The organism is Methylobacterium pseudosasicola (assembly GCF_900114535.1).
Taxonomy (GTDB): domain Bacteria; phylum Pseudomonadota; class Alphaproteobacteria; order Rhizobiales; family Beijerinckiaceae; genus Methylobacterium; species Methylobacterium pseudosasicola.
The window spans coordinates 113,188-139,565 of the sequence record NZ_FOTK01000015.1; the positions used below are offsets into that span (position 1 = coordinate 113,188).

Here is a 26,378-nt window from a genome sequence, read left to right on the forward strand (position 1 = left end):
GCGTGATGCGGCATCCGCGCGGTGGGCGGCAGAGGTAGCGCCCGTGTGGCGGAAACACAAGGCCCGGTTCCGACCGCGACCTTGCCAAGCGCCGTTCGCCCTCGATAAAGCCCGCCGGCACGTCGAGAGAGAACCCGCGAGACCGCCATGGCCAGCTACAAGCTCCTGCTCCTGCCCGGCGACGGGATCGGCCCGGAGGTCGCGGGCGGCATGGAGGTCGTGCTCGGCGCCCTCAAGGAGACCGGGCTCGCCACGTTCGAGACCGAGACGGACCTTGTTGGCGGCTGCGCCCTCGACGCCCATGGCAGCCCGCTCTCAGACGAGACCCTGGCCCGCGCCCGGGCCGCGGACGCGATCCTGCTCGGCGCGGTGGGCGGCCCGAAATGGGCGGGCGTCGCGTACGAGAACCGCCCGGAGGCCGGGCTGCTGCGCCTGCGCAAGGACCTCGAGCTGTTCGCCAACCTGCGGCCGGCGATCTGCTACCCGGCGCTCGCCGACGCCTCCGCGCTCAAGCGCGAGCTGGTCGAGGGCCTCGACATCATGATCGTCCGGGAGCTGACCGGCGGCGTCTATTTCGGCGAGCCCAAGGAGATCACCACCCTGCCGGACGGCTCCAAGCGGGCGGTGGACACGCAGGTCTACACCACCGGCGAGATCGAGCGGATCGCCCATGTCGCCTTCGATCTGGCGGCCAAGCGCTCGGGCCGGGTGGCCTCGGCCGAGAAGCACAACGTGATGAAGTCCGGCGTCCTGTGGAAGGAGGTCGTGACCAAGGTCCATGCCGAGCACTACGCCCAGATCGAGCTGGAGCACGTGCTCGCCGACAACTGCGCCATGCAGCTGGTGCGCCGGCCCAAGCAGTTCGACGTGCTGGTGACCGACAACCTGTTCGGCGACGTGTTGTCGGACCTCGCCGCGATGCTCACCGGCTCGCTCGGCATGCTGCCCTCGGCCTCGCTGGGCGCCGTGGATGACAGCGGCGTGCGCCGGGCGCTCTACGAGCCCTGCCACGGCTCGGCCCCGGACATCGCCGGCCAGGACAAGGCGAACCCGATCGCCATGATCGGCTCGCTCACCATGTGCCTGCGCTACTCGTTCGGCCTCGGCGAGGCCGCGGACGCCCTGGATGGCGCCGTCATGGACGCCCTCGCGAGTGGCGCCCGCACCGCCGACATCGCCGGCGAGGGCACCAACCCGATGGGCACCCGCGCCATGGCGAACGCCGTGGCCGACGCCCTGCGCGCCCGCGTCGGCTGAGGATCCGTCGCCGCCCGCGTGATAGGACGCATGGCGGATGGGCGCGGCCTTCGCTATGACGCGCGGGCTTTAGAGCGCTCGCCGCCGAAGTGGCTACCGGTTCGGCGTCAGCGAGCGCGTCACATCAAGGACTAAGAGCCGTCCCGAGCGCAACGCGATCGGGAACGGCTCTAGGAATCGGGAGCGTCATGAAGGCCGGGGACGGGGCGACGGAGCGCGAGAGCGCGGATTTCGGTTTCGAGCGCGTGTCGCTCGACGAGAAGCAGGGGCGCGTCGACAGCGTCTTCCACTCGGTCGCCCGCCGCTACGACGTCATGAACGACCTGATGTCGGCGGGCCTGCACCGGGCCTGGAAGGCGCAGCTGGTCTCGATGCTACGGCCGCCGCAGGGGCGGCCTTTCGCGCATCTCGACGTCGCAGGCGGCACCGGAGACGTGGCGTTTCGAGTGCTCGCCGCGGGCGGCCCGAAGACGCGGGTCACCGTGCTCGACATCAACGAATCGATGCTGCGGGTCGGCGCCGAGCGGGCGAAGGACAAGGTCGAGGGCGCAGGCGACCGGATCGCCTTCGTGACCGGCAATGCCGAGAGCCTGCCGCTGCCGGACGCCGCCTTCGACGCCTACACGATCGCCTTCGGCATCCGGAACGTACCGCGGATCGAGACCGCGCTGGCCGAGGCGCGCCGGGTGCTCAAGCCCGGCGGCCGGTTCCTGTGCCTGGAATTCTCCGCCGTCGACATCCCGCTGCTCGACAAGATCTATGACGCCTATTCCTTCCACGTGATCCCGCGGATCGGCGCCCGGGTCGCCGGTGACGCCAAATCGTACCGCTACCTGGTCGAATCGATCCGGAAATTCCCGACCCGGGGCGCGTTCAGTGGCATGATCGAGCGCGCCGGCTTCCGCCACGTCACCGACCGGCCGCTGTCTGGCGGGATCGTGGCGATCCATTCCGGCTGGAAGGTCTCCTGATCTTGGCCCAAAGCGCTTTCCCCTCTCCCGTGTGGGGAGGGGCCGGGGGTGGTTTAGACGGGATCGCCGCGCCGCATCCGGCACCACTCCCATCTCCTCCCCAAAAGGAATACGGGCTTCGCAGGTTCGAGGCACAGGCGCTGTTGAAAGCCGTGACGCGCCCCCTCTCCCGTGCGGGAGAGGGTTGGGGTGAGGGGACAGGTCTATCCGGAGAGGTCGCATCCCTCACCCTGTCCCTCTCCCGTGCGGGAGAGGGGACCCGCGCCTTCTGCGCCCACAGCTTGCCTGCGGTTACGGTCGAAACCCGTCTGGGCCGTCGCCGAGAGGGAGAGGAGTGGCTCGCTGAAAGTGTGGCCATGTCCGATCGACTGAGCGCTCGGCGGGTCCAAGCAGGTGCGGTGGTGCATCCATGATCAGCGCCGCGATCAACCTGTTCCGTGGCGCCCGGGTCGGCTTCGTTCTGGCGCGCGAGGGCGCCCTCGCCCTCGTCGATCCGTCGGAGCTGCCAGCCCACCTGCGTTTCGCCCTCAAGCTTGGGCGCACCCTGGAGCGGCGCGGCCTGGGGCATGGCGCAGCCGGGCTGTCGGCCGCACTGACGCGGCTCGGCCCCTCCTACGTGAAGTTCGGCCAGTTCCTGGCGACCCGGCCCGACATCGTCGGCATGCGCGCGGCCTCCGACCTGGAACGCCTCCAGGACCGGGTGCCGCCGTTCCCGCAGGAGACCGCCCTCAAGGTGGTCGAGATGGCGCTCGGCAAGCCGGTGAATGCGCTGTTCGTGTCGTTCAGCGAGCCGATCGCCGCCGCCTCGATCGCGCAGGTCCACAAGGCCGTGGTGCAGGACGCCGATGGCACCCAGCGCGCGCTCGCCGTGAAGGTGATGCGGCCGGGCGTGCGCGAACGCTTTATGCGCGACCTCGATGTCATGCGCTTCATGGCCCGGGTGGTACACGCGCTCTCGCCGCAGGCCGAGCGGCTGCGCCCGCGCGAGGTGGTGGAGATCCTCGCCCGCTCCGTGCTGATGGAGATGGATTTCCGTCTTGAGGCCGCCGCCGCCTCGGAGATCGCCGAGAACACCAAGGACGACCTCGATTTCCGGGTGCCGAAGCCCGAATGGGAGCTGACCGCCCGGGAGGTGCTGTCGGCCGAGTGGATCGAGGGCGTGCGCCTGCACAGCGCCGCCGAGCTCGCCGCCGCGGGCCACGACCCGCAGGCGATCGGGCGCACGGTGATCCAGAGTTTCTTACGGCAGGCGATCCGGGACGGCTTCTTCCACGCCGACATGCACCAGGGGAATCTGCTGGTCGACGCCGAGGGGCGGCTGGTGGCGGTGGATTTCGGCATCATGGGCCGGCTCGGCCTGAACGAGCGCCGCTTTCTCGCCGAGATCCTGCTCGGCTTCATCCTGCGCGACTATCGCCGCGTGGCGAAGGTGCATTTCGAGGCGGGCTACGTGCCGGCGCACCATTCCGTGGAGGATTTCGCGCAGGCGATCCGGGCGATCGGCGAGCCGATCCACCAGCGCCGGGCCGACGAGATCTCGATGGCCAAGGTGCTGACCCTCCTGTTCGACATCACCGCCCTGTTCGACATGAGCACGCGCACCGAGCTGGTGATGCTCCAGAAGACCATGGTGGTGGTGGAGGGCGTGGCCCGCTCCCTCGACCCGCGCCTCGACATGTGGACTACCGCCGAGCCGGTGGTGCGCAGCTGGATCACCAAGAATGCCGGCCCGCTCGGGCGCGCCCAGAGCGGCTTCGAGGCGCTGCGGGTGGTCTCCGACTTCGTCGGTGACGTTCCAGACCTCGCGATGCGGCTCAAGCGCGTGCTTGTCCGTCTCGACGAAGCCGGCACGGGCGATGCGCGGCGCCTGGAGCGCTTCGCCCGCAACGAGCGCTACCGCGCGATCTGGTCGACCCTCGCGCTCTGGGCCATCGCCATCGGAGCGCTGGTGCTGGCGTTCCGGGGCCTGTGATCGCCGGGCGGGGCTGAGCCCCCGCCGGTTCACTCCACCTCGGCATACCCCGGCATCAGCGCCCGCAGCTCCCGGGCTAGCTCGCTCAAGCCCGTCGTGCCCTTGGCGAGCACCCGGTCGGCTTGGCCGGCGAGGCGGCGGCGGTCCTCGGCGGTGATGTCCTTGGCGGTGAGCACCACTACGGGGATGTCCCGCCAGTCCGGCCGGGCGCGCAGGGCGCGCAGGAAGCCGAACCCGTCCATCTCCGGCATCATCAGGTCGAGCAGGACCAGGCAGGGCCGCTCCGCCTCCAGGGTTTCCAGAGCGCGCAGGCCGTTCTCGGCCTCGACCACCGGAAAACCCTCGCGGCCGAGATAGGCGCAGAGATGGGCGCGCACATCCGCCTCGTCCTCGACCACCAGAATCGGGCCGTCCGTGGTGGCCGGTCGGAACCGGTCGATGACGTGGCGCAGGCTGCCCCAGTCGATCGGCTTCTGGAGGTAGTCGGTGGCGCCGAGGGAGAAGGCGAGGTTCTGCTCGTCCAGCACCGTCACCATCACGATCGGCGTCGTGCCGACCTCGGCATCCGCCCGCAGGGCGCGCAGCACCGCCCAGCCGTCCATCTGCGGCATGGTCACGTCGAGGAGGACTGCCCGGGGGCGCAGGGACTTGGCCAGCTCCAGTCCGCGACGCCCGTCCTCGGCCACTGCCACCGAAAACCCCTCGCGCTCCAGGAAGCGGGCGAGGAGATCCCGGGTCGCGGCGTCGTCGTCGACCACCAGTATCGTCCTGCGATCGCCCGGAGTGTCGCCCGGCGACTGCGCGTGCTCGGCCTCCGGGCCCTGGAACTGCACCGGCAGCGTCAGGGTGAAGGTGGTGCCCTGCCCTTCCCGGCTCTCGACGGCGATCGCGCCGCCGAGCATCTCCGAGAAGGCCCGGGTGATCGACAGGCCGAGCCCGGTGCCGCCGAAGCGCCGCGTCGTGGAGGCGTCGGCCTGGGTGAAGCGCTCGAACAGCCGCCCGACCTGCTCGGCGCTCATGCCGATGCCAGTATCCGCCACCGTGAAGCGCAGAGCCTCGGCGGTACGCGTGACGCCCAGGGTGATCCGGCCGTTCTCGGTGAACTTCGCCGCGTTGCTCAGGAGGTTGATCAGGCACTGGCGCAGCTTGGTCACGTCGGTATGGGCCCGGCCGACATCCTCGGCGAGCTCCAGGGCGAGGGCGTTGCCCTTCTTGCCGATCAGGCCCTCGACGGTGGCGGCGACGTCGCGGACCACCTCGGCCACGTCGAAATCCTCCGCGTAGATCTCGACCCGGTCGGCCTCGATCTTCGAAATATCGAGCACATCGTTGATCAGGCCGAGGAGATGACGCGCATTGGCCTCGATCTTCTTCATGTCGGCGATCAGGGCCGCTTCGCCGAGATCCTCCAGCTCCTCCTGGACCATCTCGGAATAGCCGATCACCGCCGAGAGCGGCGTGCGCAGCTCGTGGCTCATATTGGCCAGGAACTGGCTCTTGGCCTCGTTGGCTGCTTCCGCCGCCACCCGGGCCGCCTCGATGGCAGCCTCCGCCTCCTTGCGCTCGGTGATGTCGGTGTGGGTACCGACCCATTCGCGCAAGGTGCCGTCCGCCTCGAGGATCGGTACCGCGCGCACGCTCATGTGGCGGTAGGCGCCGGAGCGGGCGCGCAGCCGGTGCTCGGTGGCGTAGGGGGTGAGCGTCGAGACCGCCCGGGACCAGTCGGTCTGGGTGTGGGCGCGGTCGTCCGGATGGATGGCGTCGAGGAAGCCGAGGCCGGCATAGGTGGCCTCGTCCTGGCCGGTGAAGCGGCTCCAGGCGGTCTGGCGCCGGTGCAGGCTTCCCTCCGGATTGGCGGTCCAGACGATCGCCGCGCTGGCCTCGATCAGCGAGCGGAAGCGCTCCTCGCTGCGCCGGGTGCGGACCTCCGCCAAGTGGCGGATCGTGTCGTCGACCACCACGAGGCCGACGCCCTCGACGTCCTGGCCGCTGTCCCGCCCGCTCCCCTCACCCCGCAGGGGGTAGAAGCTCATGGAGAACTGCCGCACGCCCCCGGGGGCGGAGGGCGTCGGAACCGCCACCGGCACGTTCGGCGAGACCAGACCTTCTTCGAGGGCCGCCGCGAGCTTGGGCGCAAGCGCCTCGCGCAGGGTCGGCAACATCGCCCAGATCGGCGCGCCGAGATCGGCCCCGAAGCCGCGCTCGCTCATGGTGGCGAGCGCCCGGTTCATGTGCCGGATCTTGAGATCCCGATCGAGGAAGCCCAGGCCCACCGGCGCGTTGGCGAGCACGCCGTCGAGCAGGCGCGACATGCGCAGGGATTCCTGGCGCCGCACCAGGGCGAGCCGGGCGAGCAGCACGATCGCCCCGAGCGCCGCCGCCCCGGACAGCAGGAACAGGATCAGCCCGCGCCAGCGCTCCCGGCTCTGCAGGTCGGCGAGGTGCTGGGCCGTCATCCCCTGGCGGGCGGTGGCCTCCATGCGGATCGCGTCCATAAGACGCTTGCCCTCGCCGGTGCGGACGAGGTCGGTGGCGGCGTCGAAGCCCTGGTCGCGTCGTGCGGCGACCACCCGGGTGGCGAAATCGCGCTTCTGCGCCACCAGCCCGGCGAGCGACGGGCCGCCGGCGCGCACCGGCTGCTGCGCGATGCCGCCGAGGCCGGCGAGCTCGGTCTCGATCTTGCCCAGCGCGAGGGTGTAGGGCCTGAGGTAATCCTCCTCGCCGACCAAGACGTAGCCGCGCTCGCCGGTCTCGAGATCCTTGACCTCGGAGAGCAGGCGCTCGACCCCGGCGATGGTGGCGTTGGCGTGTGCAGTGGCGACCCGGTCGGCCTCTCCGGCGACGTAGTTCGCCGTGCCGGCCGCGAGCGCCACGATGAGCAGGATGAAGGCGGCCGGCGAGCCGAGGAGCGGTCCTAGCGGACCGGCCCCGCGCCAGTTCGGGCGCCGCAGACGGAAGATCGAGCCGACTCCCGGGCGGTTCACGTCTCCACCAGCCCGGTGCTGGCACCCGAGGCTTCGGAATCGACCCGTCCATGCGGCAGGGCGAGATATTCGCGCGAGCGCATCTCGATCAGGCGGGAGACCGTCCGATCGAACTCGAACGCCTCCCGGCCGGTCTCGGCCACGTAGAGGTCTTGCGCCTCGGCGGCGGCCGAGGCCACCAGCTTCACGTGCCGGTCGTAGAGCGTGTCCACCAGGGTGATGAAGCGCTTGGCCTCGTTGCGCTCGGCCTCCTGCATCACCGGGATCCCGTCGAGGATCACCGTGTGGAAGGCCTGCGCCAGGGCCATGTAGTCCGAGGCGCCGAGCGGCTTGCGGCAGAGGTCGTCGAAGCCGAAGCGCGCGACGCCGTTCGCCTCCTCCGGGATCGCCACGTCCCGGCCATGGACCTGGATCGTGGCCGGGCGGCCCTTGGCCTTGCCGGTCAGCCCCTTGAACGCGGCGTCAAGGGCCGCCCGGGCGGCCGCGTCCGCCGGGACGTGGTAGACGGCCGCGCCGCCGAGCTTCTCCAGGCGGAAATCCGTGCGCGAATCGAGCCGCACCACCTCGACCTGCTCCTTCAGCGTCGCGATGAACGGCAGGAACAAAGCCCGGTTCAGCCCACCCTCGTAGAGCCGGTCGGGCTCGACGTTGGAGGTCGCCACCACGGTGACGCCGCGCCGGAACAAGTGGCCGAACAGCCGCCCGAGGATCATCGCGTCGGCGATGTCGGTCACCGTGAACTCGTCGAAGCACAGCAGGGTCGCCTCGTCGGCGAGCTGGTCCGCCACTGGGCCGATCGGGTCGTCGCCCTTCACGGTCCCGGCTTTCAGCGCCTGCCGGTAGGCGTGGATCCGCTCGTGTGCGTCCGCCAGGAAGCCGTGGAAATGCACCCGCCGCTTCGGCGCGGGCGCGGCGTCGTGGAACAGGTCCATCAGCATGGTCTTGCCGCGCCCCACCGAGCCCCAGATGTAGAGCCCCTTGGGCGACTCGGGCTCGTCCTTGCGCCGGAACAGCCAGCCGAGCGCGCTGGTCTTGCTGGCGCGCTTGCGGCGTCCGAGATCCTGCAGCAGCCGGTCGAGGGCGCGCACGAACTGCGCCTGGGCGGGATCGCGCTCGATGGCGCCGGTGGCGACCAGGGCCTCGTAGCGCTCATGGACCGGGCCGGGCGACACGGCGCTGGCTCGCGCCTCCGCCGACGGCGCGTGTTGCTTCCCGGATTGCTCGCTCACGCCGCCGGTCCCCTGCAGCTCCGCATGGCGCCTGACCGGCACCCCCCGCGCTCGATCGATCGTTCCCGACCTGAGCCGCATCCCTGTGCCGCGCAAGCTTGACCCGAATCAAGCCCAGCCCGGAACACGGTCCGGCGAACCGTTCCATCCGGTTGGCGCATGGCAGCGTGTCCACGCATGGGCTCAGTCATTTTGCTGCATTGCACAACGGCAAGGGGGATGCGAGATCAGCCCCGTCTTTCGGGAGGAACGTCCGGATCACCTTGCGCGACAACGCGCACAGACCGGAGACCCATCATGGCCGTTCGACACCTCGCCGTGTCGGCCCACACGGTCCGGCGCTTATGGCCGGCCGACCGCAATGCGGTGCTCGATTACTTCCTGCGTCTCGATCCCGAGTCACGCGCGAGCCGCTTCATGGGCAATGTCAGCGAAGCTGGCGTGCGGGCCTATGCCGCGCAGGCGCTCACCGCTCAGGGTGTGATGTACGGCGCCTTCGTGGACGGCGAACTGCGCGGTTTGGCCGAATTGCGGCCCATGGGGCCGGGTGCCTCGCCCTACGGCCTCGGTCCGAGTGCCGAGGCAGCCTTCGCGGTCGAGCGCGCCTTCCGCCGGAAGGGCATCGGTGCCGACCTGTTCGCCCGGATCGCCCGCGCGGCGCGCCATCGCGGCGTGGTCGACCTGCATGTGCGTTGCCTGTCGGGCAACGGGCCGATGCTGCGTCTGGCGGCCAAGCACGGCGCCGCCCTGCAACGGGCCGGCACCGAAACCGAGGGCGCGCTCCACCTCGCTCGGCCGACGCCGTTCTCGCTCTGGTACGAGAGCATCGCGGAGGCGTTCGACTTCACCCTGGCCGTGAGCTTCCCGAATCGCGAGCGCGCCACCGCCTGATCGGCATCACCCGGCGGTGTCGCCGACCAGCGCGAAGGTCAGCAGATCCACCGACGCCGCCCCGCCGCGCAGGAGCGCCCGGGCAGCCGCATTGCCGGTGGCGCCGGTGGTCATGACGTCGTCGATCAACAGGACCCGCCTTCCGCGGATGCGGTGCGCCTGCGCTTCGGCCACCCGGAACGCGCCGCTCAGGTTCTCGGCCCGGGCCGCCCGGCTCAGACCGACCTGCGAGCGGGTCGCCCGGACGCGGACCAGGGCGGATGGCTCGAATGGAAGCCCCGCGCCCCCGGCGATCACCCGGCCCAGCAGGGCCGCCTGATTGAAGCGGCGGCGCCAGAGCCGCCAGCGGTGCAGCGGCACGGGCACGACGCACTCCGCGTCGGCGATCAACACCCGGCCGCTCGCCGCCATCATTCGCCCCATCGCGCCGGCCAGGTCGAGACGGTCCTCGTACTTTAACCGGTGGACGAGGCGGCGGGCGACCTCATCGTAGAGGGCAACCGCCCGGGCACGGGCGAAGACCGGCGGCTCGGCGATGGCGCGCGGCGAGAGCAGCGGCCCGACCCCGAGATCCACCGCGAACGGTGTGCCGAAGCGCTGGCACAGGGGTTCTTCGATCAGGCGCAGGCCGGACCAGCAGGCCGGGCACAGGGCGCCGGGATCGGCGGTAGCGCCGCCGCAGCCGGAGCAAGTCGGCGGGTAGATCAACGACAAGGCCCCGCGCGGCAAGCCGCGCAGGGCCGAAGCGACGGCCTCGAACGCCGTCATGCGGTCACAGAACCGATCTTAGCGAGCCGAGACCGGGCGTGCGCCCTGCTGGTCGAAGCCCTGATCCCGCTGGCGGGCCTGGGAATTCGCCCGGTGGCGGCCGATGGCGCACCCAGCGGCGGCGCCGACCAGGCCGTGATGCCCGGCATAATGGCCAGCGATGCCGCCGACGATCGCGCCCTTGATGCAGCCCTTGGCCTCAGCGCCGCTCGCGGCGGTGAGAGCGGCGAGGGCCATTGCGGCTCCGATGAGCGTGCGCTTCATGACCTGAACTCCATGATCAATCTCGGCCTTGCGGCCAGTCGCAGCAGGAACGGCGCCGGTGTCGACTCGTTCCATGAGGTTAGCGCACCTCACGGGGCTGTGTGCAGCCGCGATCTTGGTCTTGAAAAGCAGGCTGGCGGGACGCCGCCGCAAGCGCCATGTGCAGGCCCATGAACGCCCCGGCCGCCCTGTTCGACACCGCCCTCGCCCGCCATCGCCTCGCCCGGGCCCAACGGATCGGTTACGCCGGCTTTCTGCTCGACCGGGTCGTCGAAGACCTGGATGATCGCCTTGGCGCGGTCCTGCGCGATTTCGCGACGGTCCTCGACCTCGCCACCCCCGGTGCGGGGGCGGGCGCGGCGCTTGCGACTCGGTATCCGGAGGCCCTGCATCTGCGCCTGGCGGCCCTGCCCGGATCCGGCGGCAACCAGATCGTCGGGGACCCGGAATTCCTGCCCCTGGCGGCTGGTAGCCTCGACCTCGCCGTCTCCCTGCTGACGCTCCACGCCGTCAACGATCTGCCCGGGACGCTGATCCAGCTGCGCCGGGCGCTGCGGCCGGACGGCCTGTTCCTCGGCTGCCTGCTCGGCGGCGCCACGCTCACCGAGCTGCGCCAGAGCTTCGCCCAGGCCGAGAGCGAGATCGAGGGCGGGATCAGTCCCCGGGTGGCGCCGTTCGCGGCGGTGCGCGAGGCCGGGGCGCTGCTGCAGCGGGCGGGGTTCGCGTTGCCGGTGGCCGATACCGATACCCTGACGGTGCGCTACGCCGATCCGTTCGGGCTGATGCGCGACCTGCGCGCCATGGGCATGACCAACGTGCTCACCGAGCGCCGCCGCACGCCCTTGCGCCGGGCGACGCTGGTGCGGACCGCCGAAGTCTATGCCGAGCGCTTTTCGGACCCCGACGGGCGCGTGCGGGCGACCTTCGAGGTGCTGTGGCTCTCGGGCTGGGTGCCGCATGAGAGCCAGCAGAAGCCGCTGCGCCCCGGAACCGCGAAGTCGCGCCTCGCCGACGCCCTCGGCACCATCGAATTGAAGCCCGAACCAGGGAGAACACCATGAAACAGCCCGGACCGGACCATCCGATCACCCTCACACCGGAGCCGCGCCGCATCCGCGTGCTGGTCGCCGGCGTGGCGGTGGCGGACACCCGCAACGCATTGCGCCTGGAGGAGGCCCGCTACCCGGCGGTGTTCTACATCCCCCGGGCCGACATTAGCGCCGAGCATTTCGTGCCCTCGGCCAAGACCAGCCACTGCCCGTACAAGGGTGATGCCCGGTACTTCGATCTTCTTGTCGATGGCACCCGGCGCGCCGATGCGGTGTGGAGCTACGAGGCGCCGTTTCCCGCCGTGGCGGCGATCCAGGGACACGTGGCGTTCTATCCCGATCGCGTCGATGCCATCGAGGTTTCAGACGCCTCCTAGGGTAGGCTCTCGCACCCGCCCTCCCTGGCCATCCCGCGCTTAAAATCGTCCACACCGTCATTGCGAGCGCAGCGAAGCAACCTAGGGATGCGCCACCTTCGGAGATCGCGCGCTGCACTGGGTTGCTTCGTTGCGCTGGCAATGACGGGAATGGCCGCGCCAGAACCGTCATTCAACAAACGGGCCGGCTTTTAGGCGCGTCTTCATTGCGACGTGTTCGAGAGAAAAACTTAGGATCATCATCGGGCCGCCCAAGGCCGCGGCCGAAACCATCTCAGTCCCGCAGCAACCCCCAAAATGCGTGCTTGCGGCCGTGGTCCCGCTTGAGCCTCTCCCGGTAGGCAGCCGGCGCCGGGTCGATCGCGCCTGCCGCCAGGCGATCGGCGAGGCCGTCGAGTTCCAGCAGGTAGCGAGCACCATGCGTGTAGGCGGCGCTGCGGCCGGCTTCGAGGATGCCGTCGAGCAGGCGGCGATACAGGATCGTTGCGGCGAGCGGGTAATCCTGGACTAGGGCCTCGGCGGCCGGCGCCAGCACGGCGTAGTTCTCACCCTGCCAGAGCTTGCGCTTCTCGGTGACCAACCCCGCGGCCCGGGACATGTCCGGCCAGCCCACTAAGAAGGCGAGTGCCCGGTGCGGATTGGCGAAGGATTCGGCGTGATCGAGCGCCTTCTGTAGCGCCTCCTCGTCCTCGAAGTCCGGGAGCTTGGCGAAATAGGCGCGCAGCATCGGGGCATCGAGCGTGCGCTCGAACAGCGTCCAACGCAGGGCCTGAGCCTCGTCGGCCCGGCCCAGCGCGTCGAGGATGTCGATCTCCAGCGCCTGCCGTTCGCGCTCGGGCCCGCGCGGGTCGAAGCCGGCGATCAGGTCGGCGCGGGTGACGATACGCAGGCCCGGCTCCTGCTCGCGCCGAATCCAGTCCAAAGCCTCCATGGGTCGGCCGGCGGCGAGCAGGCGCTGTGCGATCGACAGCCGGTTCTCCCGGCCCGGCGCGATTTCGCGCTCCAGGGCAATGAAGGCGTCGGCATCGTTGCGCCGGTCGGCGATCACTTGGCGCAGTCGCAGGATCTGGCCGCGCGCCGCGACGCGGCGATAGGCGGCCTCGCTCCGAGGCGCAGCGTCCTTCGCCATGCCGGCGGCCGCTTCCGCCAGCGCCACATCGATCTCCGACAGCGCGTCCGGAGCGAGCGTCGGCACCATGTCGCCCAGCAGCGTGCCGAGGGGGCCGAACGGGTCGGCCGTGAAGGGGGCGACGAGGCCGGTGGCGACCCGTGCGGCCTCAGCCGGCGTCAGGCCAGCGGCGATCGCGACGAAGGCGTCGGTGGCGCGCTCGTAGACGCCCTGCACCGCGCCGGTGCTGTCATCGACCCGGTTCAACACGGCGTCGCCGCCGTCCAGGAAGCGCCGGAGCCGTTCCAGGGCGGCGCCGGCATCGAGAGGACGTAGCTCGTTGAGGATGACCGTCACGGTGGCGTCGAGGTCGGCGGCGAAGGTCCGGCGCTTCTGCCAGTCGATATAGCCCTGGGCCGATTCGAGTGCGGCCAGCCGCCGGTCAACCATGGCCGCCACGGCGTCCGGCCCCTGAAGGGCGGCGAGCGCGGCGGTCACCAGCTTCTTGAACGTCGGGTTGCGGGCGGTCTCGCCGAGGATCAGCCCGATGAGCCGGTCCGGCCCCAGAGCCGCCAGGGTCTCCGGCGACGGGGTGGTGCGGCGCGCGCCTTTGGGACGCGCCGGCTTGGGGGTAGCGTCCGGCTTCGGACGGGCCTTGGTGCGCGCCGGGGTTGCAGTCTTCGCTGGCGCCACGGCAGGCCGGCTCCGGTCAGTCCACAACCTTGGCGCGGGGGCGATCGCTGCCCTGCGCGGTCTCGTCGTGCCAGCTGCCGGCCTGGTCCTGGTAGCGGATGCCCTCGGTGGAGCCGGGGACCTGCTGCTCGGCGGCGGCAGCCTGGGCCGCCTGAAGCGCCTCTTCGCGGCTCGGAAAAGTCTCGGAGAAGACGTCGCCGACCTTGTAGGCGAAGCCGCCATCGTGCTCGACGATGCGATAGGTAACCTCGGACATCACGACTCCTGTACGCGCTCGATTGGTGGAACGCGAACACGTCGCCCGCCGCCGGGTTCCAAGCCGGCCTCCGATCCGCCGGAAAGTCGGGCTAGTGGAGCCGGATGACGACGCTGCTCCGCCCGATTCTGGCCCTCGGCCTCCTCGTCGCTTCGACGCAAGTCCAGGCCGAGGAGGGTTTTTTCGACTCGCTCTTCGGCGGCTCGTCGCGGTCCGCGCCGCCGAACCCATTCGCTTCGAATTATCCGTCCGCCCCGCCTACCGGCGACGACATCCGCGCCGAACGTCAGCGGCGCCCGGTCCGGACGGAGCGCGAGCGCGGCCGGGGGCCGGTGCCGCCGGGCCGGATCCCGGAGGAGTGACGCGGCCATCGATTCGGGTTTCATGGTGCGGACGGCGGAAGTTTAACTCGCACGGCCTTGCGGCCGCAAGATTTTAAGATCTGCGCAGCGGCTTAACCGCGTCTAACAGTTCCCATGATTTTCAGGCCACAAATCGTTCCAATGCTCGGCCTTTTTGCCGACGACGCATAACACCGCCTAACATTGCAAAACGGTCCTCAACAGGCCAAGCTGCATCCGCCGGTGTTACCCCAGAAGGCGTGTCTTGCGGCAGCAGAGTGCTGACCGTGCAAAGCGTCGAACGTCATAGCCGCGCCCTGAGCAGCGTCTGGAAATCCGGGATGCAGCTCTGTCGGGCTTTTAGCTGATCGTCCAAAATTCGGTCTTCAAATCCTGGGCCGTGGGTTATCGGATTGCGGGGAAGCCCCGGCAATACACGATCGGCTTCTAACCCAACCTACAACAACCGGTTTCGTTGAAGGCTCTAAGAGCCCGTCCGATCATGATCCGAGGCGGGGTTGAGTGGCCGGGATGGCGATGATGCCAGGCGGGTTGCTGAAGCCTGACCTGGAAGCGCCATGCGGACCCCGACCACCCGGCGGCAGCATAGCCGCGCCGGCCTTCGCTATGAAACCGACCTGACCGATGCCGAGTGGGCGGTGATCGAGCCGCTGACGCCGAGGCTTGAGCCGCGCGGGCGGCTTCCGGTCTGGACGCCGCGGAAGATCTTGAACGCGATCGTCTCAGTCCTGCGCGGCGGTATCGCATGGCGGCTGATCCCCAAGGATCTGCCGCCGCGATCGACCACGTTCGGCTCCTTCAGCCGCGGGCGCGACGCAGGGCTGTTCGGCCGGATCGATCGCCACCTCGTCCTGGCTGATCGCGAGCGTGTCGGACGCGTAGCCTCGCCGTCCGCCGCAGTGCTCGACAGCCAGAGCGTCAAAACCACGGAGAGCGGCAAGCCGCGCGGCTACGACGCCGGTAAGAGGGTCAAAGGCCGCAAGCGCCAAGCGTCGGTCGACAAGGACGGGCGTGCGCTCGTCCTCGATCCGCAGCCGGCCGACGTGCAGGACCGGGACGGTGCCGTGCCGGTCCTGCGCCTGTCCCGCCGGAGCTTCCCGTTCATCGTCAAGGCCTTCGCCGACGCCGGCTATGCCGGCGACAAGCCCTCGACCGCCACGATCATCGCCGTCGAGATCGTGCGCAAGCCGCCGGATCAGGTCGGCTTCGCTGTGCATCCGCGCCGGTGGGTCGTTGAACGGTTCTTCGCCTGGATCAGCCGCAACCGGCGCCTCTGGCAGGAGGCGGAAGCGACCCTCGCCTCCGCCAGAACTTTCCTCTACGCCGAAGCCGTCATGATCCTCGTCAGACGCCTCGCCCGATCACCCTGACTTCTCGGACGGCCTCTTAGCGCTGCACTGCCTCGATATCGTCCTCGTAAATCGAGTCCGGCTGGCAGGCGTGCCACTCCTTCTTCTCGTCGGTCTGGCCCTTGCGGCCATAGCAGTAGCCGGCCTGAGCAAGGCGGCCGCTGAGGCGATCGCGGAGCCGGCACTGCTCTCGGATGATGGCGGGATCCCCGGAGCTCTCGCAGGCTTGGGCAGCCTTCACCTCGGCAGTAAGCAGCTCTGTAACGGTCGGCAGCTGCTGCTGTGCCTGCGCCCCACCGGCAGCGACGACAAAGGCGAGAGCGGCTAGAGAGGTGCGCATGGCAGCAGGATAGCTGCTCGGCCTGCGGTGTCGAGCCACCACGCTTCACAGCCTGGGGTAATGCGGTACGCTCCCGATGATTCGGGAGAACGGCATGGACTTCACGCACTCGACGTGAAAACCGCCAACGCCGATCAGTCGAGTGCATGCAGCATTGGGTCGGCTCGTTTCAGAGCTGGCGGCCATGTCGAGATCGAGCGCTTGGTCATTGAGCCTGAAGACTAATTCGATCCGTTTTACATCATGATTCACGGTATCTGAGAGCCTGTTTGAGGTCCTCTGCTGACCGTCCCCATCTGTCTCGTGTCGCAACACAAATACCGCCTGGCGGGGCGGAGTGGCGAGCAGATGTGGGCGGACCGACATCGGATGCGTCACGAGGCGTGCCTGAAGGACATGGTGGCACAGGCAGGTTTGGACGAGGTGGCCCGCTTCCTGGAGCGAGCGGATCCGCCGGGTCGTCTGGATGCGACCCCAGCGCGCCGGGTGTTGGCGGGGATCGCCTGGCACCTGCGGAGGATGGCGGGCGCGGCCGGCCGGCGTTCCAGCGTGGCGCACGGTCTACGGCTGGTTCCAGCGCTGGATCGATAAGGGCCTGTTCGAGAGCCGGAGGCGGGCTCTGGTCCGTCGGCAGCGACGGCGCTGCGGCCGGCGTCCCACGCCGCGGGTGGCGATCATCGACACACAAAGTGTCCCGTGCATCGGCGTACGCAGGCCGCGCGGCTACGACGGGGCCAAGAAGCTGGTCGGGCGCAATGGTTCGACAGGCTCACCATGAGGGTGTGGCCCTGGTCGATGCCGAGGGTCACGTCCTGGCGGTGGCCGTCGTGCCGGCCGACGTGCAGGATCGCGACACGCTGTCGGTCCTCGATGACGGCAAGGAGCAGTGGCCCAGCCTATTTCTGGCCATTCTGGATGGCGCCTTTACGGCCGAGCGCTGCCGGGAGTGGTGCCATATCCCCGGCATGCGCCACCGCGTCGTCGAGAAGGAACCCGATCAGACGAGCGTCGTCGTGCTGGAGCGGCGCCGGGTGGTCGAGCGCACCTTCGGCTGGCTCGGCCGCTGGGGCGGCCTGCTGCGCGAGCGCGCCGGCCGCCTGGATGTCACAACCGGCCGTCTCGCATGCCTCGCCAGCCTTATGGCTGCCCGCGCATTCAACAATCCGGCTCGAGATCAAGGGCTCAAACAGGCTCTGAGGCAGCCATCGGTGCCGTACCAGCGGCCGCGTCGGGAGCGCCTCACCTACACGGCGAACTTCAGGGCGAACCGCTCGGCGCCGATGCGCGTCTGGATGGTCTGCGCGACGAACTCGGCATCGCGGCCGACCGCGCCGAAGCGGCCCGAGCCCCAGGTATTCAGCCAGGGCAGACCGATGAAATAGACGCCGTCCTCCTGCGTCACGCCGCGCTTGTGCTTGGGGTTTCCCGCGCCGTTGAACACGGACGCGTCGAGCCATCGGAAGTCCGGCGTGAAGCCGATGCACCAGACGATCGCGGTGATGCCGGAGCCTTCGAGAGCGAGACGGGTGATGGGCTCGCCCGGCTCCCAAACGGGGGTGTAGTGCGCCTGCACCGGAGCATCGACGTTGTTTTCGGCGATGTACTTGTCGATGGCCGCATTGATGCCGTTGTACGTGCGGTCGGCCCCGTCGAGTGAGCGCTTGAGATTGTCGCGGAAACGTAGGCTGCCGTCGGCAAAATCTTCCAGTACACCGTAGAGCTTCATGCCCTCCTTGGCGAAGCGGCGCAGGTCGATGTCCCGGCCCCCGTCGCGCCCGGTCACGTAGTGGTTGGTGTTGTCGCGGACGCCGTCGCGCAGCGGATGGTTGTCGACGGTCATCTCGTAATAGCCCATATCGGCGAGCCAGGTGACGACGTCGCGGCCGCGGTACAACCGGGCGCAGCGCGGCGCATCGCCGACCGCGAGATTCACCACACGGCCGGCGAGATGCAGGTCTTCGGCGATCTGCGCGCCGGACTGACCTGAGCCGACCACCAGAACTTCGCCCTCCGGCAGTTGAGCCGGGTTGCGATACTGGTTCGAGTGGATCTGCGTGACCGACCCCGGCAACTTCTCCGCCATGCGCGGGATGATCGGGGTGTGATAGCCGCCCGAGGCGACCACGACCTCGTTCGCCGTATAGTCGCCGTCCGAGGTCTTCACTGAGAAAACACCGTCGTCGCGCCGTTCGACGCGTGTGACCGCGACACCCTCCCGGATCGGCGGGTTCACCTTCGCCACGAAGTTCTTCAGATACGCGACGATCTCGTCCTTCTTCATGAACCCGTCCGGATCCGGCCCGTCGTAGGGATGGCCGGGCAGGTCGCACTGCCAATTCGGCGTGACCAGGCAGAACGTGTCCCAGCGCTGGCTCGACCACGTGTGCGCCGCGGATGCCTTCTCGAAGACGAGATGATCGATCCCACGCTGCTTCAGGTGATAGCTGACCGAGAGACCGGCCTGGCCACCGCCGACGATGGCGACCGGGACGTGACGGGGCGTGGACGTCATGGCTCTAACTCCGCGATGCTTCGAGGAAGGCGCCGTGTTCAGGACTCGAAGGTCTCGACCGTGACGAGGCCCCCGGGGGCCTGCCGCTTCGCTGCGGTCTCGATCCGGGCGAGTTGGGCCATCGCCGACGAGCACGCGAAGCCGTATTTCTCGCGCACTCGCTCGCTCGCGATTGTGAGGGCCGTGCGGGTCTTCTCGACGAAGTCGTCGAGGGCGTAGCTCTCGCCGACCGCGAGGAAATCCTTTACGACGAGGGAGGGCGAGTAGCAGGCCTCGCGCCGGCCATCGGGCCAGCGGATGTGGAAGTGCATCTCAGGCATGGATCGGCTCCCGTTCGACGCGGGCGCAGGCCGCGTAGGTATCGAGGTGACGCTCGGCGCAGGCGCGCCAGGCGTGAGCAGCGGCCCGGGTCGAACCGGCAGCACGAAGCCTCGCGCGCGTCATCGGGGCCAGGGCGGCTGTCATGGCGTCGGCGATGTCACGGGGATCGCCGGGATCGACGAAGAGGGCGTCGTCGCTCCGGAGGTACTCGGTGAAGGGCGGCCGGCGAGCGACGATCGCCGGGGTGCCGCAGGCCATCGCCTCCAGGACGCAGAGCCCGAAACCCTCCGTCCAGGATGGAAAGGCGAGGACGGCCGCTCTGCGATAGAAGGCCGGCATCTCCTCTTGCGAGACGGGCCCGGTCTCGATCACCGCCTCGCCGCGCCCGATCGCAAGCCCATGGGCTCGCAGAGCGGCGCGGCAGCGGGCACCGTAGGCGGCGTGGTCGAGGAGCGAAGCGCCGCCGACAATCACGAGCTGCGCTTGGCGATGGCGTCGGCGCAGGAGCGCGAAAGCCTCAATGATCCCGGCCGTGTTCTTACGCGCCTCGAATCCGCCGACGCTCAAGACGACCGGCCCGACACCGAGGCCCCAGCGCTCCCTCACGATCAGGTCGGCTTCGGTCGGCGCCTCTTGGTAGATCGCCAGGTCCACGCCGTTCCCGACGACACCGATCTCCGTACCGCGATCGGTCGCGATCCGGTCGGCCCAGGTGTGGCTGACACAGAGCAGATGTGTAGCCTCACGAATCGAGCGATCCTGCCAGTCCGAGAGCACCGGGTCGGCGAAGCTGTCGACGTGGTGGACCGTGCGCACGAAGCCGGCGATCAAGCGGTGGTGTTTCAGTGTGGCGAGGGCATTGCCGCCGATGCCGCAATGGGCGTGAAAGACGTCGAAGTCACAGGCGGCGGGGGACGCGAAGTGGCGCAGGTAATCGTCGATGCGCGCCCGCACGAGGTCGACCGTCGTGCCGGCCACCGGCTTTGCGGCCACCGATACCGTCGGGCAGGCGGCCGCGCGAAAGAAGCCGCGCCCCGACGGATCGGGCGCGTGGACCACCGCCTCATGCCCGAGCGCGCACAGGGCCTCGGCCAGGGCGAGGCAGTGCGCGACGCCGCCCCGTGGATTGGTGGAGTGGGTCAGGATGGCGATGCGCAGGGCCGTCATCGGGCTCCACCCCTGTCATCCTGGCAACAACCGATCAGCGGGCTGACCGTGAAGTCCCAGACCACGGCCTCTCCGCCGGAGGTATGGCGCACCCGGGCGACCCGGCTTGCATCGAGCTTACCGACCGTGGCGACCGCGATATCCCGTTCGGCGAACCGCGCGAGAACGTCCGGCGTGCAGTCCGGGTGCACGCTCAGAACGTAGCCGAAGCTCGGGAAGGCGGTGAGCCACCGGTCGAGCGGGATGCCGGCGGGTCGCGGGATCGCGTCGAGGTCTATGACGCCACCGACATGCGAGCATTCCAGCAGCATCAGGGCGGTGCCGACGACGCCCGCCATGCTGATGTCCTTGGCCGCCCGGCAGAGCCCGCTCTCCGCCAAGCCCGGCAGCAGCGTGAGATCACCGCGCAGACGCTCGCCGGTCGTGCCGGTCGAGGCATCCCAGTACGGGTATGGGTCGCGGAAGCGTCCGCGCAGGTCGATCGCTGCGACGAGGTCGTCGCCGGGCGTCGCGTCGAAGCTCGTGAGCAGCCTTCGGCCAGCGCGGCCGAGCACGGCGACCGCGAGGTTGCCGGCTTCAGCGCGCGTATTGGTGTGACCGCCGACGATCGGGACGCCGTACAGTGCCGCCGCGTCGGACAGGCCTGCCAGGATCGGGTCCGCGGCCGCGGCATCCCGGCTCCACAGCGCGTCGACCACCGCGAGCGGGCGCCCACCCATGGCGGCGATGTCGCTGAGGTTGACCATGATGCCGCAGTAGCCAGCGAAGTACGGATCGGCCGCGACGAAGCTGTCGAGGAAGCCCTCGATGGCGAACAGCAGGTGGCCGTCGCCGTCCGGTATGGCGGCACAATCGTCGCCGACCGGAACCGCGGCGTGCCGGCTGTTCAGTCCCAGCCGTTCGACGACAGAATCGATGTCGCGCTTGTGCGCGACCCCGCGCGCGTCACGGATCTGGCCGGCCAGGGACTGGATGTCGAAGCCCGCCGCCATCACGCGGCCTTGCGGAATGTGACGAGCCCGTGCTCGGGGTCGTGCATCGGCGGGTAGGCCGCGAGGTCTGCTTGCATCAGGTGATGCAGTCGCCCGTGCAGGGCGACTTCCTCGAGGCTCGTCCAGTGCAGGGCCTGGAACAACGGAACATTCCGATCCTGCACGTGGGCCAGGAACCGCGTGCAGCCCCTCGCATGGGCCGAGGAGACCGCGACCTGGATGAGCCCGGCGCCCAAAGCGGCGGTGCCGCGGAACGGTCCGGCGACGGCCAAGCGCGAGCCCCACCACGTGCCGGGATGCTCCGACGCTTCGTGGATGCGGACGGTGCCGACGACCGCGTCGGCGTCGCCGCCGAGCGTCGAGAGGGCACAGATCGGGATCGCGTGCGCGTCGACGGCGTCCCGGTCGTCCCCGGTGAAGATGCGCTGCTCCGTGCAGAAGACCTGGCGGCGGAGCGCCGCGCAGGCGTTCCGCTCCCACGAACTCGTGGCGAACTTGATGCGGAAGTGGCTTGGCCAATAGGGCGGCACGGGCTCGAAGATCATGAGACCGCCCCCGCGCGCTCGTAGGTGGAGAGCGCCGAGCAGGCGCCGCAGCGCCCGCATCCGGCCTTGATGTCGGTCGAACGAAGATCCGCGCCGACCAGCATGTCCGCGAGGGGTTTGAGGATGCCGTGCATGACATCGGGGCCGGGCGCCGGATGGCTCTCCAGCGGGGTGCCCGAGATCGGCACGAACGGGACCACGAACGGGTAGACGCCCATCCCGATCAGGCGCTCGGCCATCTCCAGGATCGCCTCCGGGGTGTCGCCCAGCCCGGCCAGGATGTAGGTCGAGACCTGGCCCCGCCCGAAGACGGGAACGGCCGCCTCGAAGGCCGCGTAGTACCGCTCCAGCGGCACGCTCGCCTTGCCGGGCATGATCCGGGCCCGGACCTCCGGCGTGACGGCCTCCAGATGCATGCCGAGGGCATCGATGCCCGACGCTTTCATCCGCTCGAACCAGCGGTCGTCATCCGGCGGCTCGCACTGCGCCTGGATCGGCAGGTCGACCGCGGTCTTGACGGCGAAGGCGCTCTCGCAGAGCACGGCGGCGCCCCGGTCGGTCGCGTTCGGCGTGCCGGTGGTCATGACCATGTGCTTGACGCCGTCGAGGAGCACGGCTGCGCGGGCGACCTCGGCGAGCTGTTCGGGTGTCTTGTGCGCGACGGTGCGACCGGCGGCGAGCGATTGGCCGATCGAGCAGAACTGGCAGGTCTTCGTGCGGCTCGCGTAGCGGATACAGGTCTGGAGCACGGTGGTGGCGAGTACGTCCCGCCCGTGCAGAACGGCGATCTTCGAATACGGCACGCCGTCGAAGGTCGAGAGCGCGTAGAAGCGCGGCTTGCCCGGGAAGGTCGCCTGCCCGATCACCACGCCGTCATGTTCGATCACCGAGACCCCGTTGTCGTCCGGGCGGCGGACGAGGAAGGGCGAATCGAAGGCGGCCTCGGTGTGGACCGGCACCATCACGGTCCGGCCCGCGATGGTCATGGCCTTGTGGTCCGACGGACCGGCCCCGCCGCGGCGGCTCGGCGCCCCGGCGCGGCTGTCGGCGAGCCTAACGCCGTAGGACTGCAACGCGTTGATCAGGCGCTCCGTCGGCATCCCGACCAGGCCCGCCACCACCGGCGGGAACGTGGGAAGGCTCGTCGGAAGCGGGCTGCTGCTCATGGTCGAGACTCCGGAAATCGGTCTGGGAACGGATCGGCTGGTGCACGAACGAGGCCGGGCGGTCGTCGTGGAGCAGGCTGAGGAGTTCGGGCCGGGCGTAATGGCCGACGGAGTCCATCATCCGCTTGCGCTTGGTCACCAGCGCCAGGTCCATGTCGGCGATCAGGATGCCCTCGCCGGCGCCCAGCGGCTCCGCGAGGTGCTTGCCTTCGGGCGAGACGATGGCGGTGCAGTTGCCGCCGCGGCAGGCGCCGCGCAGGCGCTCGTCCGGGCAGACCTGCGCCACCTGCTCGTCGGTGAGCCAGCCCGTGGCGTTGACCACGAAGCAGGCCGCCTCCAGGGCGTGATGGCGGATCGTCACCTCCATCTGGTCGGCGAAGATCTGGCCCACGAGGGAGCCCGGAAACTGGGCCGCGTGGATCTCCTCATGGCGCGCCATCAGGGCGTAGCGGGCGAGCGGATTGTAGTGCTCCCAGCAGGCCAGCGCGCCGACGCGACCCACCGCCGTGTCGACCACGGTGAGGCCGGCGCCGTCGCCCTGACCCCAGATCATGCGCTCATGATAGGTCGGCGTGATCTTACGGCGCTTGAGCTTGAGGCTCCCGTCGGCATCGAAGATCAGCTGCGCATTGTAGAGCGAGCCGTGATCGCGCTCGTTGACCCCGAGCACGATGACCGCTCCGTGACGGCGTGCGGCGGCGGAGACCGCCTGGGTCACGGGTCCCGGCACCGTCACGGCCCGCTCGTAGAGGCGCAGATGCTCGGCGCCCTGCATCGCCGGCGGCAGCACGAAGGAGAAGTAAGGGTAATAGGGGACGAAAGTCTCGGGAAAGACCATGAAGCGCGCGCCCTTGGCGGCGGCCTCATCGATGGCATTGAGCACCCGCTCCAGAGTGCCCTCCGGCCGGTCGAGGTCCGGGGCGATCTGGACGGCGGCGGCCCGCACGATCCGGCTGTCTGACATGGGAGATCCTCCGGCTGTGAACGGCGGCCGCGTCGTGCGCGGCCGCCGGATGCGACGTCCCGGACTGGAGGCCAAAGGCCGGTCAGACGGTCCAGGTGTCGATGATCACCGCGTTGTCGCGCTTGTGCAGGAGGATGCAGTCGAGGACGTCGAGAGGGTTGATCATGCGGATGCCCTCGATGAAGGCGGCCTCGCCGTGGCCGTAGAGGGCCTGGGTCGAGAACCGGCACGCATAGACCTTGCCACCCTCGGCCATGAATTTCTCGAGCTGGTTGTTGAAGTTGAGGTGCCCCGGAAAGGCCTCGTCGCCGAGCCGTGGGAAGCCGCGCTGGACGCCCAGCGTAATGCCCGGACCGTAGAGCAGGATCGAGGTCTCGAAGCCCTTGCGCTGCAGGCGCGTGGCCTGGAGCAGGTTGACGAGGCCGATGGAGCCCTCGAACGCGACGGTATGGAAGGTCACCAGCGCCTTCTGGCCCGGCTCGGCCTTGACGTCCTCGAAGACCTTCTCCTCGTAATCGACCAGGAAGTCGCCCTTCTTGTGAGGCTCGCGGTTCACAGCAGGCATTGATTTCTCTCCTCGAAGGATTGGACCGCGGAAGACTGAACTTCGAGCGGCCGTAAACCATTCATGGCAAGCGGTGTGCCAGAGGACATCGATCAATCAGCCATACAAGGTGTCGGAGCGATATTCATACAATGATGCGATCAATACGGCTGGCTCGGGCATATTCGGCCCTGCGCCCGGCGCCTATTTATCGAGCGGAACATGAGTACACAATTACCAGAGGATGCCTGTTTACGGATCGAAGATTGTCGGCATTGTATGGATGCCGGAGAATGGTCCTGCGGAGCGTGATCGCGGTACGGCTATTGCAGGCCATACAATTAAGCATTGATCGCATCATGATCTGGGTCGCCACGTATGACATCGCCCGAGCGAGACGAACGACCGAACGCGCAGACCGGAGGGACCGGCGCCTGGACGCCGGATCTGAAGCGGTGGGGCAAGCCTCATTACCTCGCGATTGCGGAGGCCTTGGCCGACGACATCCGGACGGGGCGCCTGACGGTGGGAACGCGCCTCCCGACCCAGCGCGCCCTCGCCGAGGCGCTCGATCTGAACTTCACGACGGTTTCACGCGGCTACGTCGAGGCCCATAAGCGCGGACTGATCGAGGGGCGCGTCGGCCAGGGGACCTTCGTGGTCGATCCGGCTCGCACGCCCCGTTCGACCGATGCCGCGGCAGCGCGTCGAATCGGTCCGGTCGATTTCACCATGAACCTGCCCCCCGAGCCCGACGCGCCGGCCCTGCAAGCCCGGATGCAAGCCGCGTTCGTGGACCTGTCCGGCAATCTCACCAACCTGTTGCGCTACCAGGGCTTCGGCGGGACCGAGGAGGACAAGGAGGCGGCTCTGCGCTGGCTGAAAGGCCGCGGGGTCGTCACGTCCTGCGAGCGTCTGCTGATCTGCCCGGGGGCGCACAGCGCCCTGTTCAGCATCCTGGGGCAGGTGGCAAGGCCGGGCGACACGATCTGCGCCGAGCGGATCACCTATCCCGGTATCCGCGCGCTCGCGGCGCATTTGCGCCTGCGCCTCGTCGATCTGCCCATGGACCGGTACGGGGTCGATCCTGATGCGTTCGCCGCCGCCTGCACCAAAGTGGCACCGAAGGCCATCTACCTGAATCCATTGCTGCAGAACCCCACCACCGCGACCCTGCCCAGGACGCGGCGCGAGGCCGTGATCGCGGTTGCGCGGCGATACGCCGTCACCATCATCGAGGACGACGCCTACGCCCGCATCTGCCCGACCCCGCCGCCGAGTTTTGCGGAACTCGCGCCGGAGATCACTTACTACGTGGCAGGCCTCGCCAAGTGCCTGGGTGCCGGACTTCGACTCGCCTTCCTGGTCGCCCCGAGCGCCCGGTCCGCCCTGCCACTGGGCGGCGCCCTGCGCGCGGCCACGGTCATGGCCTCGCCGATCTCGACGGCCCTGGCGACGCGGTGGATCATGGACGGCACGGCGGAGGCCATCGTGCAGTTCGTTCGCGAGGAATCGGCCGCGCGCCAACGCATCGCAACCGCGATGCTTCCCGCCGGGACCTACACCGCCGATCCGCATGCCTTCCACGTCTGGATCACGCTGCCGGAGGGCTGGACGCGCTCGGCCTTCGCCAGCCAAGGTCGGTCGGCCGGGCTCGGCGTCATCGCCAGCGACCCTTTCTGCGTCGCGGGGACGCCGCCGGAGGCGGTCCGCCTCTGTCTGGGCGGCCCCTCCACCCGGCAACAGATCACGCACGGACTGGAAGTGCTCGCCCACGCCCTCGAAGGCTCGCCGGCCCTCGCCTCAGCCTACATCTGATCCATCCAAACCGGGAACAGGTCGCGGCGCGCGCGCGGTCGGTCGAAGGTACACTTGCCGGCCGCAGCCTCAGCCTGCTCGCGATCCTGACGTGAATGGCCACAGCGGTGTATGAAGATCCGTTTGTGGGACACAACGTCAGAAGACTAAGAGCGCCTAACAGAACGGGCACGGATTGGGCGGGCGGGCGTTGGTCGTGATGGCTCGTCCGCTTCTGCCCGATGATCTCTGGACCGAGATTGCGCCGCTTCTGCCGCCGTCCCGCCCACGTCCAAAAGGTGGCCGACGGCCGATCGAGAACCGAGCTGCGTTGACCGGCATTCTGTTCGTGCTGCGCTCAGGCGTTCCGTGGGAGATGCTGCCAGCGGAGATGGGCTGCGGCTGCGGGATGAGTTGCTGGCGGCGCCTGCGCGACTGGCAGGCGGCCGGCGTATGGGCCCGCCTGCATCAGGTGCTCTTGGAGCGCCTGCACGGGGCGG

The 26,378-nt window shown here is 69.2% G+C and carries 25 protein-coding genes and 1 pseudogene; 11 read left to right on the forward strand and 15 right to left on the reverse strand.

Features of this window, described 5'->3' with window-relative positions; translation table 11 throughout:
- Positions 1–147: 147 nt before the first annotated feature.
- The 3 genes from leuB to ubiB all read left to right on the forward strand — a co-directional run bounded on the left by leuB (position 148) and on the right by ubiB (position 4,200).
- Entirely contained in the window at positions 148–1,257 is a 1,110-nt protein-coding gene (leuB, locus tag BM228_RS16075) for a 3-isopropylmalate dehydrogenase (RefSeq protein ID WP_092042239.1), read from the forward strand.
- A gap of 188 nt (positions 1,258–1,445) precedes the next feature.
- Positions 1,446–2,228, forward strand: coding sequence for a bifunctional demethylmenaquinone methyltransferase/2-methoxy-6-polyprenyl-1,4-benzoquinol methylase UbiE (gene ubiE / locus BM228_RS16080; protein ID WP_092042241.1), 783 nt, complete (start codon positions 1,446–1,448; stop codon positions 2,226–2,228).
- A 409-nt stretch (positions 2,229–2,637) separates the two neighbouring features.
- Positions 2,638–4,200 (forward strand): 2-polyprenylphenol 6-hydroxylase, encoded by a 1,563-nt coding sequence (gene ubiB / locus BM228_RS16090; RefSeq protein WP_092042244.1) that lies wholly within the window; start codon positions 2,638–2,640, stop codon positions 4,198–4,200.
- Between the two features lie 29 nt (positions 4,201–4,229).
- Here the strand turns inward: ubiB and BM228_RS16095 are convergent, their stop codons facing one another.
- Positions 4,230–7,184, reverse strand: coding sequence for a response regulator (locus tag BM228_RS16095; protein ID WP_244537165.1), 2,955 nt, complete (start codon positions 7,182–7,184; stop codon positions 4,230–4,232).
- Positions 7,181–8,413, reverse strand: a complete 1,233-nt coding sequence (gene zapE / locus BM228_RS16100; protein ID WP_092042293.1) for a cell division protein ZapE — start codon at positions 8,411–8,413, stop codon at positions 7,181–7,183. The genes BM228_RS16095 and zapE overlap by 4 nt, the downstream gene beginning before the upstream one ends.
- A gap of 297 nt (positions 8,414–8,710) precedes the next feature.
- On the opposite strand from zapE, the gene BM228_RS16105 reads away from it, so the two are divergent.
- Positions 8,711–9,304: a GNAT family N-acetyltransferase gene (locus tag BM228_RS16105; RefSeq protein WP_092042245.1), complete on the forward strand. Its 594-nt coding sequence runs from the start codon at positions 8,711–8,713 to the stop codon at positions 9,302–9,304.
- A 6-nt stretch (positions 9,305–9,310) separates the two neighbouring features.
- Here the strand turns inward: BM228_RS16105 and BM228_RS16110 are convergent, their stop codons facing one another.
- Both BM228_RS16110 and BM228_RS16115 read right to left on the reverse strand, forming a co-directional pair.
- Complete coding sequence (locus tag BM228_RS16110) at positions 9,311–10,072, reverse strand: ComF family protein (RefSeq protein WP_092042247.1); 762 nt, start codon at positions 10,070–10,072, stop codon at positions 9,311–9,313.
- Between the two features lie 18 nt (positions 10,073–10,090).
- Positions 10,091–10,336, reverse strand: coding sequence for a hypothetical protein (locus tag BM228_RS16115; protein ID WP_092042249.1), 246 nt, complete (start codon positions 10,334–10,336; stop codon positions 10,091–10,093).
- Positions 10,337–10,506: 170 nt separating this feature from the next.
- Here BM228_RS16115 and BM228_RS16120 point away from each other — a divergent pair, with 170 nt between their 5' ends.
- Together BM228_RS16120 and BM228_RS16125 are read left to right on the forward strand one after the other, a co-directional pair.
- The gene (locus BM228_RS16120; protein WP_092042250.1) at positions 10,507–11,397 is read left to right on the forward strand and encodes a methyltransferase domain-containing protein; all 891 of its coding nucleotides are present in this window, start codon (positions 10,507–10,509) and stop codon (positions 11,395–11,397) included.
- Positions 11,394–11,762 carry a DUF427 domain-containing protein gene (locus tag BM228_RS16125; protein ID WP_092042252.1) on the forward strand — a complete coding sequence of 123 codons (369 nt, stop codon included), beginning with the start codon at positions 11,394–11,396 and terminating at the stop codon, positions 11,760–11,762. Before BM228_RS16120 ends, BM228_RS16125 begins: the two co-directional genes overlap by 4 nt.
- 274 nt (positions 11,763–12,036) lie before the next feature.
- On the opposite strand, the gene BM228_RS16130 is transcribed toward BM228_RS16125, so the two are convergent.
- Together BM228_RS16130 and BM228_RS16135 are read right to left on the reverse strand one after the other, a co-directional pair.
- The gene (locus BM228_RS16130; protein ID WP_092042253.1) at positions 12,037–13,563 is read right to left on the reverse strand and encodes a DUF6880 family protein; all 1,527 of its coding nucleotides are present in this window, start codon (positions 13,561–13,563) and stop codon (positions 12,037–12,039) included.
- 16 nt (positions 13,564–13,579) lie between these two features.
- Positions 13,580–13,819, reverse strand: coding sequence for a DUF2188 domain-containing protein (locus tag BM228_RS16135; RefSeq protein ID WP_007559814.1), 240 nt, complete (start codon positions 13,817–13,819; stop codon positions 13,580–13,582).
- A gap of 104 nt (positions 13,820–13,923) precedes the next feature.
- Between BM228_RS16135 and BM228_RS16140 the strand changes: the two genes are divergently transcribed.
- A complete protein-coding gene (locus BM228_RS16140) occupies positions 13,924–14,181 on the forward strand; it encodes a hypothetical protein (RefSeq protein WP_092042255.1) in 258 nt (85 codons plus the stop codon).
- A 557-nt stretch (positions 14,182–14,738) separates the two neighbouring features.
- A complete protein-coding gene (locus BM228_RS16145) occupies positions 14,739–15,551 on the forward strand; it encodes an IS5 family transposase (protein WP_092042256.1) in 813 nt (270 codons plus the stop codon).
- A gap of 16 nt (positions 15,552–15,567) precedes the next feature.
- On the opposite strand, the gene BM228_RS16150 is transcribed toward BM228_RS16145, so the two are convergent.
- The gene (locus tag BM228_RS16150; protein WP_092042258.1) at positions 15,568–15,870 is read right to left on the reverse strand and encodes a hypothetical protein; all 303 of its coding nucleotides are present in this window, start codon (positions 15,868–15,870) and stop codon (positions 15,568–15,570) included.
- A gap of 755 nt (positions 15,871–16,625) precedes the next feature.
- Here BM228_RS16150 and BM228_RS35385 point away from each other — a divergent pair.
- Positions 16,626–16,979: pseudogene (locus tag BM228_RS35385) on the forward strand (transposase); the annotation flags it as partial.
- A 134-nt stretch (positions 16,980–17,113) separates the two neighbouring features.
- On the opposite strand, the gene BM228_RS16165 reads toward BM228_RS35385, so the two are convergent.
- From BM228_RS16165 to BM228_RS16200, 8 genes are all read right to left on the reverse strand, one after another.
- Entirely contained in the window at positions 17,114–18,382 is a 1,269-nt protein-coding gene (locus BM228_RS16165; protein ID WP_092042264.1) for an MSMEG_0569 family flavin-dependent oxidoreductase, read from the reverse strand.
- A gap of 38 nt (positions 18,383–18,420) precedes the next feature.
- Entirely contained in the window at positions 18,421–18,702 is a 282-nt protein-coding gene (locus BM228_RS16170) for an MSMEG_0570 family nitrogen starvation response protein (protein WP_092042265.1), read from the reverse strand.
- Complete coding sequence (locus BM228_RS16175) at positions 18,695–19,870, reverse strand: MSMEG_0565 family glycosyltransferase (protein ID WP_092042267.1); 1,176 nt, start codon at positions 19,868–19,870, stop codon at positions 18,695–18,697. Before BM228_RS16175 ends, BM228_RS16170 begins: the two co-directional genes overlap by 8 nt.
- Complete coding sequence (locus tag BM228_RS16180) at positions 19,867–20,862, reverse strand: sll0787 family AIR synthase-like protein (RefSeq protein ID WP_092042268.1); 996 nt, start codon at positions 20,860–20,862, stop codon at positions 19,867–19,869. The genes BM228_RS16175 and BM228_RS16180 overlap by 4 nt, the downstream gene beginning before the upstream one ends.
- Positions 20,862–21,407 carry an MSMEG_0567/Sll0786 family nitrogen starvation N-acetyltransferase gene (locus BM228_RS16185; RefSeq protein ID WP_092042294.1) on the reverse strand — a complete coding sequence of 182 codons (546 nt, stop codon included), beginning with the start codon at positions 21,405–21,407 and terminating at the stop codon, positions 20,862–20,864. The genes BM228_RS16180 and BM228_RS16185 overlap by 1 nt, the downstream gene beginning before the upstream one ends.
- Positions 21,404–22,507: an MSMEG_0568 family radical SAM protein gene (locus BM228_RS16190; RefSeq protein WP_092042296.1), complete on the reverse strand. Its 1,104-nt coding sequence runs from the start codon at positions 22,505–22,507 to the stop codon at positions 21,404–21,406. Before BM228_RS16190 ends, BM228_RS16185 begins: the two co-directional genes overlap by 4 nt.
- Positions 22,461–23,537, reverse strand: coding sequence for a Nit6803 family nitrilase (locus BM228_RS16195; RefSeq protein WP_092042270.1), 1,077 nt, complete (start codon positions 23,535–23,537; stop codon positions 22,461–22,463). Before BM228_RS16195 ends, BM228_RS16190 begins: the two co-directional genes overlap by 47 nt.
- Positions 23,538–23,619: 82 nt before the next feature.
- Positions 23,620–24,102: an MSMEG_0572/Sll0783 family nitrogen starvation response protein gene (locus BM228_RS16200; protein WP_058191264.1), complete on the reverse strand. Its 483-nt coding sequence runs from the start codon at positions 24,100–24,102 to the stop codon at positions 23,620–23,622.
- Positions 24,103–24,459: 357 nt separating this feature from the next.
- Here BM228_RS16200 and BM228_RS16205 point away from each other — a divergent pair, with 357 nt between their 5' ends.
- Positions 24,460–25,899, forward strand: a complete 1,440-nt coding sequence (locus BM228_RS16205; RefSeq protein ID WP_092042271.1) for an aminotransferase-like domain-containing protein — start codon at positions 24,460–24,462, stop codon at positions 25,897–25,899.
- A gap of 199 nt (positions 25,900–26,098) precedes the next feature.
- The coding region (locus BM228_RS16210; protein WP_139234100.1) for a transposase at positions 26,099–26,378 on the forward strand (280 nt) is incomplete at its 3' end.